This window comes from Anabaena sp. 90, assembly GCF_000312705.1.
Taxonomy (GTDB): domain Bacteria; phylum Cyanobacteriota; class Cyanobacteriia; order Cyanobacteriales; family Nostocaceae; genus Dolichospermum; species Dolichospermum lemmermannii.
Genome location: NC_019427.1, coordinates 709,497 through 724,688, shown reverse-complemented (window position 1 = coordinate 724,688; position 15,192 = coordinate 709,497). Strand labels below are relative to the sequence as shown.

Sequence of the window (15,192 nt, the reverse complement as noted above, 5' to 3'; positions counted from 1 at the left end):
AAATTTTTAAACCTTCTACAAATTATTTGTGCGATAGCGAAGGGATACGTAGGAATCGCTGTTTGGGAATGTTGGGGTGCGTAAGCGTTGCGCTGCTGCAAGCAGTTCGCTTAAAATTAGGGTGGTTGTGAGCGATAGCGAAGCGCTCCGCAGGAATCGCCATTTAGGAATAAGTTGGGAGAGCGTAAGCGTTGCGCTGCTGCAAGCAGTTCATTTAGAATTAGGGTGGTTGTGAGCGATAGCGAAGCGCGACCTAGGAATCGCTGTTTGGGAGTGTTGGGGTGCGATAGCGAAGCGCGACCTAGGAATCGTTTAAAATTGGGGTAGTTATGAGCGATAGCGTTTTGGGGATGTTGGGGTGCGATCGCGTACAGCGCGACCAAGGAATCGCCAATCTTGTAGTGCCAGGATACTACGAAGAACCGTTTGCTATGATTGAGATTAATTCTACAAATATTATAGTAACTATGAAGTGGCGAGTCATACTTGAACCTGATCCAGAAACAAGCGAATGGGCAATTTGGTGTCCAGAACTCCCTGGATGCACCTCTGCTGGTGTTACACAAGAAGAAGCCCTTAATAATATAAGAGAAGCGATCAAGCTTTATTTACAGCCTGATACTATTCAACTTCTTCCTGGAGCAGTAATCCGTGAGGTTATGCTCGGATGACTCGACTCAGGAGTAATGAAGGCTGATGATGTTGAACGCATATTACGTAAACATGGCTTTGAACTGATATCTCAGAAAGGTAGTCATAGAAAATGGCGTAGTCAAGCTCAAGACACCCAAGTTATTGTGCCTTTTCATCAAGGTAGAGATTTGCCCACTGGAACATTACGTAACATTATGGTTACAGCTATGATCCCAGGGGAAGAGTGGAAATCTCCTTAGAAGTCAACCAGAGGGGGCAATAGTGCAAGCTCTAACTTGTCAGTTCGCTGTTTAGGATGTTGGTTGGGAGAGCGTAAGCGTTGCGCTGCTGCAAGCAGTTCGTTTAAAATTAGGAGTAGTTGTAAGCGATAGCGAAGCGCTCCGTAGGAATCGCTGTTTGGGAGAGCGTAAGCGTTGCGCTGCTGCAAGCAGTTCGTTTAAAATTAGGGTGGTTGTGTGCGATAGGAAGCGCGACCTAGGAATCGTCTGAATAATCTATAACTTGTGGCATAATCATAATGTAAATTTTAGGAATAGAAATTTAAAATTTAGTATAATAATGAATAAGTTGGAATTTACTTGGGATTCACAAAAAGCCGAGAGTAATATTCAAAAACATGGGATTTCTTTTGAAGAAGCAAAATCTGCCTTTATTGATGATAATGCTCGTTTAATTTATGATCCCGATCATTCTCAAGATGAAGATAGATTTATTTTATTAGGAATCAGTGTTTATTATCGCCTTTTAGTTGTTTGTCATTGTTATCGAGAAAATGATGCAATAATTCGGATTATTTCAGCCAGAAAAGCAAATAAACTAGAACACAAACAATATCAGGAGTTCCTATGAGAGAAAATTATGATTTTTCTAAATCCGTTAAAAATCCCTATTCTAAACAATTAAAAGAACAAGTTACAATTGATTTAGAAAAGGATATAATTCAATACTTTGAAGAAATAGCTCAAGAAACAGGTATTTCTTATTTGAATTTAATTAATCTTTATTTGCGTGAATGTATGGAAAATAAACGTAGGTTATCGTTGATAGAAAGCAACAATTAAATCTGTATAGTGCGATCGCTGTTTGGGGATGTTGGGGTGCGTAAGCGTTGCGCTGCTGCAAGCAGTTTGTTTAAAATTAAGGGGTTGTGAGCGATAGCGAACGCATTGCGTCCCGGAGGGAACTAGCGCGACCTAGGAATCTTTTAGAGTAATTTTTCATACATTAATTTACCTGTATTTACGTTTAGCTACTGGTAATTTTTAGATACATAGCCATGTGATTATGTATCTACAGCAGCTTGATCTAAAGATTAGTTTCCACCAAATTATGATCTAAGATTAAACCACCTTGCTCTGTAATTCTTTTCGCTGCATCTAAAAGATACTCATAATAGGTATGAGCAATAATGGATAATTGCTTACCAGCAGGATAAACCATATACCAAGTGCGTTTAATGGGAAAGTGCTGGACATCTAAAATGCTAAATTCCGCAATGTCCGTGAGTAAAGTATGACGAGATAATACGGATATACCTAGACCACCAGCGATCGCTTGCTTAATCGCTTCATTACTCCCCAATTCCAACTTCACCTTCACTTTTACCCCATGTTCCTCAAATAGACTTTGGACAGCGCTGCGAGTTCCTGAACCCGGTTCACGCATAATAAACAGTTCATCACCTAAACGTTCAATAGGAATATTTTTTTCCTTCGCTAAGGGATGATTAGCTGGTGCAAAAACTACTAAAGGATTTTCTAAAAATGGCTGAAAACTGACATCGAAATGATCGGGAATCTGACTCATAATATACAAGTCATCTAAATTACTCATCATCCGATCTAAAATCAGTTCATGATTTGTGACTTGGAGAGAAATATCAATCCCAGGGTAAAGCTGACAAAAAGGCCCCAACAATCTGGGAATAATATACTTTGCTGTGGTAATTGCTGCCAGCCTTAATTGTCCTTGCTTTAGTCCTTTTAAATCTGCAATCGTCATTTGAAACTTGTCCATAGTCTCAAAAATTTGCCGACAAGTAGCAAATAATTCCCGTCCTGCTTGTGTCAAATATAAACGCTTTCCTACCTGTTCAAATAATGGCAAACCTACGGATTTCGTCAACTGTTTAATTTGCATGGATATGGTAGGTTGAGTCAAAAACAACTCTTCCGCAGCGCGTGTAAAACTACCATGCCGGGCAGCAGCCTCGAACACCTTCAACTGGTGCAATGTCGCTTGGTTCAAGCCGATTCTCCTCTGATAACAATTTTTATATATAATAATATAGTATTCTGTAACACTAATAAAATTTTGAGTGTTATTTATACAAAGTTCTCAAGTCCAATCTTAAATCTCTCACATAAAAACAAAAATCTATAACTGAAGATTATCCAGAAATTTTCTGTCTTTGGGCTTCATATAACATTAAAGCAGCAGTGATTCCTACATTCAAGGATTCCACCCCAGGATTAAGAGGAATTTTTACTTGAATATCTGCCAACGCGGCTAAATCCGCTGATAATCCTGCCCCTTCGTTACCCAATAATATTAAACTAGGTTTACACCAATCTACCTGCCAATAAGTTAAATCGGCATGAGGTAAGGTAGCTACTACCTGCATTCCTGCTTGCTGACTTTGTTGAACTGTGGCTTTCAAATCTCCACTTACAGCCATATTCAAACGAAACCATTGCCCAGCAGAAGCGCGTAAAACCTTGGGATTATCTAAGTCTACACTATCTTCACTTAACCACAAACCTGATGCACTTGCCGCTGCGGCTGTGCGAATCATCGTCCCCAAATTACCAGGATCTTGGACAGTTTCCAAAGCCAGAACTAAACCAGTAAACGGAATTTGTCTTGCTTGTGCTTCTCGTTGAGCTATCGCCACTATACCATCAGGATTGACAGTTGTTGCCATTGCTGCTAAAACTTCTGGACTAACAATTTCAACACGATAGCATTGACCACAAATAATTTCCCACAATTGGGGATGTGTTTCCTGCCATTGAGGAGTGCAACATACCGCATCTAAAGGATAGCTAACCGCACAAGCTTCTTCTAATAAATGCGTTCCTTCCAATAAAAAAAGCTGTTGCTTATTTCTCTCCTTGGTGGAGTGCAACTTGCGGATTTGTTTAACTAGGGAATTTTGTAAACTTGTTAACACAATCTTAGATTTGAAATTTCGGATTTGAGATCAATCCAAAATTGATATACTGATATGCGGAACCCGGGACTTGAACCCGGAAGCCCGTGAAGGCACTAGAACCTGAATCTAGCGCGTCTGCCAATTCCGCCAGTTCCGCTGGAATTGAATCTTATTTACGATTTATCATTATGTCCTAATCATTTTCATTTGTCAAGAAAAAATTTGCCAGAATAGACATCTAGCTAATCCCGATTTTTCCAATCAAACTGGCATACCGCATGATAGAATCTAACGACTTTATGGCATTTGACAACTTCAAGAAAAATCTTCCCGCTTTTAGCTAGATGATTGTCGAGATAGAATCAAAACCAACATCAAACCTTTATAATTACTTACTTTTGGAGGTAGGCTTATTAATTCTTCTAGCAGCTTACCAGATGCCAAATCTTCACTAGAAGCAGACTCCTCAGTCTTGCAAATCAGTGGAGGGCATTCTTTGGGCGGTCATGTAAACATTAGCGGGGCTAAGAATTCCGCACTGGTAATCATGGCGGGAACGTTCCTCTGTTCTGGCGATTGTCGCATTCGCAACGTTCCTTTATTGGCGGATGTAGCGCGAATGGGACAAGTTCTATCAGCTTTAGGATTACGTTTAAATAGAGAAGGGGACATTTTAGATGTTGATGCGCGGGAAATTACCACATCTAAAGCCCCTTATGAACTCGTTACCCAACTGCGAGCCAGTTTTTTTGCCATTGGTCCAATTTTAGCCCGACTAGGAGTTGCACAAATGCCCTTGCCGGGTGGTTGTGCCATAGGGGCTAGACCGGTAGATTTGCACGTCAGAGGACTGCAAGCAATGGGCGCAGAGGTGCAAATTGAACATGGTATTTGTAATGCTCATGTTCCCGGAAATAATGGTAGGTTAAGAGGCGCGAAAATCTACTTAGATACTCCCAGTGTCGGTGCGACGGAAACCTTGATGATGGCTGCTACTCTAGCAGATGGAGAAACCATCCTTGATAATGCTGCCAGAGAGCCAGAAGTAGTTGATTTAGCTAACTTCTGCAACTCAATGGGAGCAAAAATTCAAGGTGCGGGAACAAGTACAATTACTATAGTTGGCGTACCTAAATTACACTCAACCGACTATACTATTATTCCTGATCGCATTGAAGCAGGGACTTTGTTAATCGCTGGAGCAATTACCCGCTCTGAAATTATTCTATCCCCAATTGTACCGGATCATTTAATCCCAGTTATTGCTAAATTGCAAGAGATTGGCGTGTCAATTATTGAGGAAGGAAAAGATTGCTTACGGATTTTACCAGCGAAAACTCTCAAGGCTATAAATATTGATACCTTGCCTCATCCTGGGTTTCCCACGGATATGCAAGCACCTTTTATGGCTTTACTAGCTGTAGCAGAAGGTGACAGTATCATTAATGAATCAGTCTTTGAAAATCGCTTGCGTCATGCTTCCGAATTGAATCGTTTGGGTGCAGATATCCGTGTTAAAGGTAATACTGCTTTTGTGCGGGGAGTGCCAATGTTATCAGGCGCACCAGTTATAGGTACAGATTTAAGAGCTTCCGCAGCCTTAGTTATCGCCGGATTAGCAGCATCTGGAACAACAACAGTGCAAGGATTACACCATTTAGATCGGGGTTATGATCGTCTGGATCTGAAGTTGCAGCAATTAGGAGCAAAAATTATTCGTGTAAATGAAGCGTCAAAAGATGCAGATTTACTTGTTAATAACATTAATCCCCCAGCCTCAGTTTCTATCTAAGGTTTGAGTATTTTGTTGTTGTAAACTTAATGGCGATCGCTCTCCGTATTGTGCGAAGTGCGATCGCTTTTGGCTATTGATTAAATTTGACAAAGTTGCTAAAATCCTGGACATCCTGATCCGGCTTGCACCACGCTAGGCTATCAGACAATTTCACCATCTATTTTCCCCTTTCCCGATGATTAGCAGCTTGTAATAATAAAGATTCAGCAAAAGAAATTGCCTCATTTGCCGATTTACCACCAGCTAACTGAGCCAATTCTTCCCGACGAGTAGTTAAATTATCCAAACTTGTCACCCTCACCACAGTCCGCTGTTCATCATTACTATTTCTGGCTTTATTAATAACTAATTTATCAACGCGAAAATGACGATCTGCCATTGCGGCAACTAGAGGCTGATGAGTTACACATAATACTTGATGTCCTTGACTAAGTTGGTGCAATTTTTCCGCTATAGCTTGGGCAACTCTACCAGAAACTCCCACATCAATTTCATCAAATATCATTGTTCCCACTTCATTTCCTTGATGGAAACAAGCTTTTAAAGCTAGTAAAAAACGGCTCATTTCTCCACCAGAAGCAATTTCTGTTAATGGTTGAATAGGTTCACCGGGGTTAGGACTAAACATAAAAGTAATTTTATCTGCACCTGTAGCTGCGGGAGAAATGGGGACAATTTCTACTTTAAATTTCACCTTATCCATCGCTAACGGCTTGAGTTCAGCTAATAACCGAGATTCTAAATTAGCCGCAGTTTGCCGCCGTAATTGGCTTAATTGGTGACTAATTTGTTGGAGTTCTTGTAAAGATAATTGTTCTTGTTGTTCTAAAGTTTCGATAGATTGTTCACTATTATTTAATTCAGCTAATTCAGTTTGAATACGTTCATAATAAGAAATAGCTTCCGTCAGAGTCGGTCCATATTTGCGACAAATTTGTTTTAATTCCCGTATCCGTTCATCCACCTCTTCCAACCGTTGCGGATCTGCTTCTAACCCTTCTCCATAAATACTAATTTGTCTCCCCACTTCCATTACCGCTGCAACGGCATCTCGCACCAATTCCAACAAAGATTGTAATTGAGAATCATACTCCACCATGTGAGTTAATGTCATCTCTCCATCGGCTAATAAATCAGCAGCAGTCCGAGTTTCCTGATCATCTTGATACAAAGCCTGATAAACTTTGTAACTCATTTGTTGTAAATCCACAACATGATTCAGGCGTTCCCGTTCTTGATTTAATTGTTCCATTTCCTGGGCATCATCAAGATTAGCAGCGCCCAATTCTTGGACTTGATATGTTAATAAATCCAATTGTTGCAGCCGTTCCCGTTCCGATGTCCGGCGTTTTTCCAGCGCTTGCCGGGCTTGTTGATATACAATGAAAGCAGCAGCGACATTTTGGCGTTTGTGCAACAAAGCATCACCACCATATAAATCTAACCAATCTCGAACTTGGGCAGATTGTCCCACTTGTACCGTTTGCCCTTGTGCCGTAATTTCTACCAAGTTATCCCGTAATCCTGCCATTAAGGGGCGATTCACCAGTACCCCATTCACCCGTGACCGACTGCGGATATTACTGGTAGTAGTGGCAATTTCTCGACTAATGATCACAGCATGATCATCGGTTAAATCAATTTCTTGTTCACTCAACCAAGCTGCTAGGGGCGGAGTAACGCTAAAAGTCGCCTCCACTATAGCGCGATTTGTGCCAGTTCTAATCACCCGACTAGAGACTTTACCACCTAAAACCGCATCAATAGCATCTAATATAATTGATTTTCCTGCGCCGGTTTCTCCCGTCAACACATTCAAACCCGCACCAAAATCCAATTCCAAATGATCAATTAAGGCGAAATTTTCAATTCTTAAATATAGCAGCATTTAAATAATCCTTACTATTGCAGATTTACCCGGTTTCAAATTATGTTTCGCGCAAAGGCACAAAGAAGCAAAGGCGCAAAGGTGAAGATTTTTAATTTTCCTTTTTTTTACTTCAATATGGCTATCAGCAACGCTCAAAACTTAGAGGTGTAAGGGTTTAGTTCAGGCTTTACCCTACCTGTAGAATCAAACTTAGGCTATGGGAAACATAGTAATGGTTGTATCTCCACTCCCAGCCGCTAATATTTTACCATCTGGACTAAAAGCAATTGAGTAAATTACAGAATCGGTACATTTTACGCTGGAAATTTCTTCTCCACTAGCGACTGACCATAATTTCACTGTTTTATCTTTACTAGCGCTCGCTAAAATTTGTCCATTGGGACTATATGCAACGGAACAAATATGATCAGAATGTCCTGATAAGGTTTTAATTTCTTGACTAGTTTCTAGATTCCAAAGTTTAATAGTTTTGTCTTGACTACCACTAATTAAAGTTTTTCCGTCGGGACTAAATGCTAGAGAAGTAATCCCTCCAAACCAATCAGAATGTCCTGTTAATGTTTTCACTTTATTTTCAGCTAATTGTAAAATCTTGATAGTTTTATCATTACCACCTGCACTACTAGCTAATAGTTTACCGTCGGGACTAAAAGTTACAGATAAAACATCATCGGTATGACTTTTGAAAGAGTAAACTTCTTTTCCTGTTTCTAATGACCACAGTTTAACTGTTTTGTCTTTACTCCCACTTGCTAAAATTTTTCCCAAGGGACTAAATGAGACAGCATTAACTCTTTCTTGATGTCCTGTAAAAGTGAAAATTTCTATTCCTAAATTTACATCCCACAATTTAATAGTTTTGTCATCACTTCCACTGACTAAGAATTTACCATCTGGACTAAAATCTAGGGAATTAATCCCTCTAGACCAAGAATATTCTCCATGTCCTGCAAAGGTGCGATGTTGCTGAGTTGCTAAATCCCACAATTTAATTATTGTATCATCACTACCACTTGCTAAAAATCTACCATCAGGACTAAAAGCTACAGAGAGAACTTTATTTTCATGTCCTTTGAGATTACTGAAAAATACTAATTTTCCTGTTTTGTCATCTGTTATAGATGTGGTAGGAATTACTTCTAGTGTTTCTTGATAATTATCTGATTCTTTTATACTTGATTCATTTCCTAACTGTGACGGGTTAAACCAAGTATTTAATTCCGTTAATACATCTAATGTTTTTAACGATTCGTTAATAGAATTTCCAATAGAATCTAAGTTATTAATTCTATTAATTTCTTCTCTTTCTTGACTTGCTGTTTCTGGTATTGGATTTGTTTGCGAATTTGATTTATTTTCAACCTGTAACGGTTGTACCAAAGCTGTAAATAAACTATCTAATTCTGTTAATCCATCTGTCAACCGTTGGTTAATAGAATCAAGGATATCATTATTTTTGGAAATTTCACTTTCTTGCTTTTCTTTAATTTCACCTATTGATTGGTTTTGTTCTAAAATTGTCTGATGTAATTTTTGTGTTGAATTATCAATTTCTGCAAATCGAGAATTAACAACTTCGATTTGTTGATGAATTTGGGTAAATTTCTGACTTTGATTATCCCGTAATTCTGCTAATTGTTGCTGACTGCTTTCATTGCCATTTTTGATAGAAGGTTCAATTTCTGCAAATCGAGAACTAAAGACTTGTAGCTGTTGATTGATTTGTGATAATTCAGTCTTCAATTCTGCCATATTGCTTAAATATTCATCTTTATCAACAGTAGAACTCAAATTTTCCAGAGAAACATCTAATTGCTGTACCCGATTATTGACAATTTGCATTTGTTGATTAACTGCATTAAATTCTGTACTTAATTTTTGCATTGATATTTGAATTTTCTGGTCAACAATTTGACTAATTTCCTGTTTGTACACTTCAAGTTTTCCCAAACGTTCATTAATAGCACTTTCAATAGTTTGGTCAATAATTTGGCTGAGTTGTTGTCTCCAAGCTTCGATTTGTTCCAAACGTTGATTAGAGGTATTCATGGTTTTTTCTACTTGGTGAAATTCTTCAGTGATATTTTGCAAACTTGTTTGTAATTGCTCAATTTGTGATTGGGAATAATTAAACTTAGGACGATTAACTAAATTTAAAGCTACACTTAAACTCAGGGGAATAACTGCATAAACCACCTGTTGCGTCGCTGTCGCTACTATTGTTCCTAATACTGATAACCCCAAACATACATACTCGCTAAATTTTAGCAACTGACGATTATTCATGTTAACTGGTATTACTTGTCAAGTCGTGATTACTATATCACAAAACATAGTCAATAAAATTCAGCAAATAAAACTTTATACTCTTTGCGCCTCTGCGTCTCTGCGTGCAAAAAGTTCTTTCCTTCCGCAACGCTAATTTTTAGATATGAAAACTTCCAGATTGTATATCTTGACAATAGCATAAAATTTCCAGATGTCAATACCCTAGTAAAATCCTTAGCTTATTGATTACATGAGATTCTAAGTAGAGAAAAGACACAAGAGCCGCTATGAATTACCAAAAATGGTATTAAAATCCATTATCAGGAACAAGCGGAAGGTGGGTTTTATTAAGGTAGCATTAGTATTATAATGTATCAGTTACACTAAGACATAAGACCAAGTTCTCATTAAGAGGGAACTAGTAGTCTGTCAATCCAAAAATGACGGGTAAAGGCAAGCAGGGGGAGAAGAGGAGGGAAAAACAGAAGTTTTTTCCGATCATTACCCGTCAAAATAAATTTGACGAACTACTAGCGCGACCTAGGACATAGGAATCGCTATTAATTTGGATAAAACTTAAAACTTATATACATCAATGGTTCTGGATATATAAAAGGGATATTTAATCACAAGGGGAGCGGTAGAACCAACTCTTCCAAACTTGGCACATTTACCCAACTTCCTGTTTCATGAGATTCATGGGATAAATCCATTAACAATTGCGAATAAACCCCTTCTTTTAAAGAAGGTGTAATTTCTTGATGATTAGTAATTCCTTTTACCCATTCATCAACAACACGAAGAAAAGCACAAATTCGCCCATCATGATAATGTTGAGGAAAGAGAAATTGTTGGGGAATTGCTATTTCTGTTAAAGATTCTCCCGGTTGAGAACCCCAAACCCGAAAACCATGAATATAGTCTTTTTGATTCTTGCTACCTAAAACTAATGTTCCCTTATCACCATAAACTTCTATCCAATGAGTTCTAGCTGCATGAACAACCGCACTAATAGCAACTTGGCAAGGTGTACCATTTGCCAATTCTAGAGATAATAAACAAGTATCATCAGTATCAACTGCTTGTAATTCTCCAGTTACTGGATTAACTCTTTCCGAAATAGCAGTAATTAAATGAGCGTTTAATTTGTGAACTGGACCAAATAACCAATTAATATAATCAAAAGCATGAGAACCTAAAGAACCTAAAGCACCACCACCTTTTTCTTGAGTAGAATACCAATTCCAAGGACGAGAAGTATCAGCGCGAGAAGAACCCAACCAATCAATTTTAATTAATCGGATATTCCCCACATAATTTTCAGCAAGAAGTTGAGCAAAAAATTGCCATTCTGGAACAAACCGAAATTCAAAATCTACAGTGGCAATTACACCTTGATTTTTGGCTAATTGATATAATTCTTGAGATTCATTGACATTTAAAGTTATAGGTTTTTCTAACAAAAGATGTTTACCAGCTTGCAAAACCTGTTTAGCCATTTCATAGTGTAAAAATGGCGGTGTGGAAATGCTGACAGCTTCAACTGTCGGTAAAGCTAGAATTTCGGCTAAATTATCGCTTGCATAAGGGATATTATGAGTTTCTGCAATAGTTTTTGCTTTATTGACATCTCGATGATAAACAGCGACAATCTTAGTATTATGATGTGCTTGAAATGCGGGAATATGGACTTTTTGACCAAATCCCGTGCCAATAACTGCTACCCCAATCATGTTTAGTCTTTGCTAAGTTTACTTAAAAATAATTGTACCTTTGTGAAGATAGAAAATCAATTATTTAGTTTGATCAAATTTAATCACGAAAGCAATTGCAATACTCACCATCAAAATCAATACCATACTCAATGCTGAACCAAACCCCCAATTTTGACTAGCACCTAGAAACTGATTATAAACTAACCGCGCAGCAGTCATACTCGAAGTACCACCCAGTAATTCTGGGTCTATAAAATCTCCTAACCCAGTAATAAAAACTAGTAGCGAACCAGCCGCAATTCCTGGTAAAACTTGAGGTACAGTCACTTTCCAAAAGGTTTGCATGGGATTTGCACCCAAATCAGCAGCAGCTTCTAACAATTGTTTATCTAACTTTTCTAAGGAAGCATATAAAATTAATACCATGTAGGGTAACAGGCTGTAACTCATGCCAATTAATACCGCTAAGTTACTGTTCAAAATATTGATAGCGGGTAAACCAAAACTGGCTAATATACTATTTAATAATCCAGTGGGACGTAAAATTGTAATCCATGCGTAAGAACGCAATAAAGAAGAAGTCCATAAAGGTAAAACAAAAGCTAATACTAATAAAGTTTGCCACCGCTTCGGTGCTATTAAAGCAATCCAATAAGCAACGGGAAAACCTAAAATTAAAGTAATAATAGTAGTACCAAATGCCAAAAGAAGTGAGTTGAATATCACCTTTAAATAAATCGGTTCAAAAATGCGAAGATAGTTACCTAAACCGCTGGGATTTACTAAATCTCCTGGTCGAATATCCGGGACTAAACTTAACTCAAAAATTATTAATGTTGGCAAAACTAGCAACATTAATAACCAAATACCAGATGGTGCTAGTAAGCCCAAAGGAGATAACCAATTTTTCCCAGCAGGTTGTAATTTCTCTATTTTGTTCAGGTCGCTAGAAGATTCCATTTGCAAATTAGTGATTGTATAGCGGTATGCACTTGAATGAGATATTAATATTTACGGTAAAAGCCATAGGACAAAATATTTTCCTCCTTCTTTCTTTCCTCCTTTCCTCCTTCTTTCTTTCTTCTTTCTCCTGACTCCTGACTCCTGACTCCTTAAGTTAGTAATTGAGTCCAATAACGTTCATAAATCTCTTCAAATTTTCCTAAAGGTGTCAGACGTTCACATTTTGCTAAAAGTGATTGAGGAGGAAATAAATTAGTATTCTCTTGAATTGCTTTTGGTAACTGTTCAAATCCTGCCCGACTAGGAGTAGAAATATATAATCTTTCAGAAATTTTTGCTGCTACTTCTGGTTGCAAAATTAAATTAATCCAGGCATAAGCACCAGCTATATTAGGATTAGATTTGGGAATGACAATAGTATCAGTCCATAATGAAGAACCACTACGAGGAATTACAAATTTGAGTTTGGGATTTTCCTGGCAAATTTTGACGGCATCAGCAGAATAACACATAGCGACCGCTAAATCTCCCGCCAGAATTTTATTTTGCCAAGCATCTGTATCAAAAGCCGCAATAGCAGGTTTTAATATCTGCAATTTCTGATATGCTTGTTTAACCTCATTTTCATTTTGGGAATTATAGGAATAGCCCAACATCCGTAATGTTGCACCCATTACCTCTCGCACATCATTGAGTAAGGTAAAGCGTTTATTTAGTTGATCTTGATTTTGCCAAAGATACTCCCAATCTTCAGGGGCATTTGTGAGTTTTTCTGAATTATATAATAAACCCGTTGTTCCCCAATTAAAAGGAATACTGTAACGGTTATTAGGGTCATAACTAGGATTATTAAACTGGGGAAATAAATTATCTAAGCCAATTAAACGGCTATGATCTATTTCTATTAATAACCCTTTTTCCGCCATCTTTTGTACCATATAGTCAGATGGGTAAATGATGCTATAAGTACCACCACCTCCAGCTTGCAACTTAGCCAACATCACATCATTGGATTCATATACATCTGCTATTACTTTCACACCTGTTTGGGTCGTGAAGGTAGTTATTAATTCTTTATCTGTATATTGAGTCCAGGTATAAATATATAGTTTGTCACTTTGATTAGAGCTAATATAGTTTGACCCCACATTAGCTAGTCGCCAACCACAACTACCTAAAGATAAGGTAGAAAATGCCGCCATCTTTTTGAGAAAATTCCGTCTGTTAGTCATCTAATTTACATCTTGACTAATAGCTAAACAGTCAAATTTTTCCCACCAAGCATAAATGGGTGTATTTCTATCTGGTAAGCTACCATAAGTATTGGGTTGTAAAACATTGAGGTTCACACCATTGATTAATTCCACAACATAATTAACATGAGTTCCTAAATACATGACATTAATTAGTCGTCCCTCGAAACAATTTGTGGGTATATTAGGTTGATAAAGGGAAAGTTGAATTTTTTCAGGACGCACACTAACAACAACACTTTGAGCTATTTTTAGAGGAGTTTGTTCATTACGACCAACAATTATGGTTAATCCGGTTTTAGTAGAAATTGTCACAGATTCTGCATCTACTTCCACAATTTCACCGCTAAATAGATTAGTATCACCAATAAAGTCAGCCACAAAAGGTGTTTGCGGACTTTCGTAAATTTGGCTAGGAGTACCAATTTGTTCTATTTTGCCTTGATTCATCACCGCAATGCGATCAGATAAGCATAGTGCTTCTTCCTGATCATGTGTCACCATCACAAAAGTTAACCCTAAATCCTTGTGAAGATTAGATAACTCAACCTGCATCTCCTTGCGAAGTTTTAAGTCTAATGCTCCCAAAGGTTCATCGAGGAGAATGACTGCGGGACGATTAACCAAAGCCCTTGCTAAGGCTACCCGCTGTTGTTGACCACCGGAGAGTTGACTGGGAACACGCGATCGCAAACTTTCCATTTTTACTAGTTTCAAAGCATCTGTAACGCGACTAGCAATTTCCGATTTGGATATTTTTTTTAATCGCAATCCAAAAGCAATGTTTTCCCACACATTCAAGTGATTAAATAAAGCATAACTTTGAAATACAGTATTCACAGGTCGCAGATAAGGAGGAACATCAGTCATTAACTGACCTTGAATGAGTAACTTACCAGCATCCACCCTTTCAAATCCAGCAATTAAGCGGAGTGTCGTTGTTTTTCCACAACCAGATGGACCTAAAATACTAAAGAACTCTCCCTGCCTAACATCCAAATCCACTCCGTGGACTGCGGGTTCTTGGTTGAAAAACTTAAATACATTACGCAATTCAACATCAAGTGGCTGTAATGTTTTTGAACCTCTTTGATTCTGTATCGCAGTTTGAGCCATAATCTTGTCAGTTGTCAGTTGTCAGTAGGGGCGAAGCATTTGGAAGATAAATTATCGGTCATTGCCAAAAATAGTTCTCCAAATGCTTCGCCCGTACAGTTGTCAGTTGTCAGTAGGGGCGAAGCATTTGGAAGATAAATTATCGGTCATTGCCAAAAATAGTTCTCCAAATGCTTCGCCCGTACAGTTGTCAGTTGTCAGTAGGGGCGAAGCATTTGGAAGATAAATTATCGGTCATTGCCAAAAACAGTTCTCCAAATGCTTCGCCCGTACAGGCAAAGCATTTGGAAGATAAATTATCGGTCATTGCCAAAAATAGTTCTCCAAATGCTTCGCCCGTACAGTTGTCAGTTGTTCGTTGTCCCTAGTCCCCACTCCCCACT

15 protein-coding genes and 1 tRNA gene are annotated in these 15,192 nt (G+C 38.2%); 7 read left to right on the top strand and 9 right to left on the bottom strand.

From position 1 onward, the window contains the following. Positions 1–467 precede the first annotated feature (467 nt). From ANA_RS03280 to ANA_RS03265, 4 genes are all read left to right on the top strand, one after another. Positions 468–671: a type II toxin-antitoxin system HicB family antitoxin gene (locus ANA_RS03280; RefSeq protein WP_015078627.1), complete on the top strand. Its 204-nt coding sequence runs from the start codon at positions 468–470 to the stop codon at positions 669–671. Positions 672–686: 15 nt separating this feature from the next. Next, a complete protein-coding gene (locus ANA_RS03275; protein WP_015078626.1) occupies positions 687–893 on the top strand; it encodes a type II toxin-antitoxin system HicA family toxin in 207 nt (68 codons plus the stop codon). Between the two features lie 319 nt (positions 894–1,212). Next, a complete protein-coding gene (locus tag ANA_RS03270; RefSeq protein ID WP_015078625.1) occupies positions 1,213–1,503 on the top strand; it encodes a BrnT family toxin in 291 nt (96 codons plus the stop codon). After that, on the top strand, positions 1,500–1,715 hold the full coding sequence (locus ANA_RS03265; protein ID WP_015078624.1) for a hypothetical protein: 216 nt from the start codon (positions 1,500–1,502) through the stop codon (positions 1,713–1,715). Before ANA_RS03270 ends, ANA_RS03265 begins: the two co-directional genes overlap by 4 nt. 244 nt (positions 1,716–1,959) lie before the next feature. Here the strand turns inward: ANA_RS03265 and ANA_RS03260 are convergent, their stop codons facing one another. The 3 genes from ANA_RS03260 to ANA_RS03250 all read right to left on the bottom strand — a co-directional run bounded on the left by ANA_RS03260 (position 1,960) and on the right by ANA_RS03250 (position 3,965). After that, positions 1,960–2,901 (bottom strand): LysR family transcriptional regulator, encoded by a 942-nt coding sequence (locus ANA_RS03260; RefSeq protein WP_015078623.1) that lies wholly within the window; start codon positions 2,899–2,901, stop codon positions 1,960–1,962. 142 nt (positions 2,902–3,043) lie between these two features. Further along, positions 3,044–3,826 (bottom strand): TrmH family RNA methyltransferase, encoded by a 783-nt coding sequence (locus ANA_RS03255; protein ID WP_015078622.1) that lies wholly within the window; start codon positions 3,824–3,826, stop codon positions 3,044–3,046. A gap of 55 nt (positions 3,827–3,881) precedes the next feature. After that, positions 3,882–3,965, bottom strand: a tRNA-Leu gene (locus ANA_RS03250). Between the two features lie 255 nt (positions 3,966–4,220). Here ANA_RS03250 and murA point away from each other — a divergent pair. After that, positions 4,221–5,600, top strand: a complete 1,380-nt coding sequence (gene murA / locus ANA_RS03245; protein ID WP_083881418.1) for a UDP-N-acetylglucosamine 1-carboxyvinyltransferase — start codon at positions 4,221–4,223, stop codon at positions 5,598–5,600. Positions 5,601–5,760: 160 nt separating this feature from the next. Here murA and recN read toward each other — a convergent pair whose 3' ends face one another. The 6 genes from recN to ANA_RS03215 all read right to left on the bottom strand — a co-directional run bounded on the left by recN (position 5,761) and on the right by ANA_RS03215 (position 14,809). Then, positions 5,761–7,491 carry a DNA repair protein RecN gene (gene recN, locus ANA_RS03240; protein WP_015078620.1) on the bottom strand — a complete coding sequence of 577 codons (1,731 nt, stop codon included), beginning with the start codon at positions 7,489–7,491 and terminating at the stop codon, positions 5,761–5,763. 192 nt (positions 7,492–7,683) lie between these two features. Continuing rightward, entirely contained in the window at positions 7,684–9,780 is a 2,097-nt protein-coding gene (locus tag ANA_RS03235) for a WD40 repeat domain-containing protein (protein WP_015078619.1), read from the bottom strand. Between the two features lie 608 nt (positions 9,781–10,388). Continuing rightward, positions 10,389–11,495, bottom strand: a complete 1,107-nt coding sequence (locus ANA_RS03230; RefSeq protein WP_015078618.1) for a Gfo/Idh/MocA family protein — start codon at positions 11,493–11,495, stop codon at positions 10,389–10,391. A gap of 60 nt (positions 11,496–11,555) precedes the next feature. Further along, positions 11,556–12,437 carry an ABC transporter permease gene (locus tag ANA_RS03225; protein WP_041457620.1) on the bottom strand — a complete coding sequence of 294 codons (882 nt, stop codon included), beginning with the start codon at positions 12,435–12,437 and terminating at the stop codon, positions 11,556–11,558. A 152-nt stretch (positions 12,438–12,589) separates the two neighbouring features. Beyond that, positions 12,590–13,672 (bottom strand): polyamine ABC transporter substrate-binding protein, encoded by a 1,083-nt coding sequence (locus ANA_RS03220; protein WP_015078616.1) that lies wholly within the window; start codon positions 13,670–13,672, stop codon positions 12,590–12,592. Continuing rightward, a complete protein-coding gene (locus tag ANA_RS03215) occupies positions 13,673–14,809 on the bottom strand; it encodes an ABC transporter ATP-binding protein (protein ID WP_015078615.1) in 1,137 nt (378 codons plus the stop codon). 82 nt (positions 14,810–14,891) lie between these two features. Here ANA_RS03215 and ANA_RS24045 point away from each other — a divergent pair, with 82 nt between their 5' ends. Together ANA_RS24045 and ANA_RS25600 are read left to right on the top strand one after the other, a co-directional pair. Then, complete coding sequence (locus tag ANA_RS24045) at positions 14,892–15,035, top strand: hypothetical protein (RefSeq protein ID WP_168694533.1); 144 nt, start codon at positions 14,892–14,894, stop codon at positions 15,033–15,035. Continuing rightward, complete coding sequence (locus ANA_RS25600) at positions 14,980–15,177, top strand: hypothetical protein (RefSeq protein ID WP_148279019.1); 198 nt, start codon at positions 14,980–14,982, stop codon at positions 15,175–15,177. Before ANA_RS24045 ends, ANA_RS25600 begins: the two co-directional genes overlap by 56 nt. Positions 15,178–15,192: the final 15 nt, after the last annotated feature.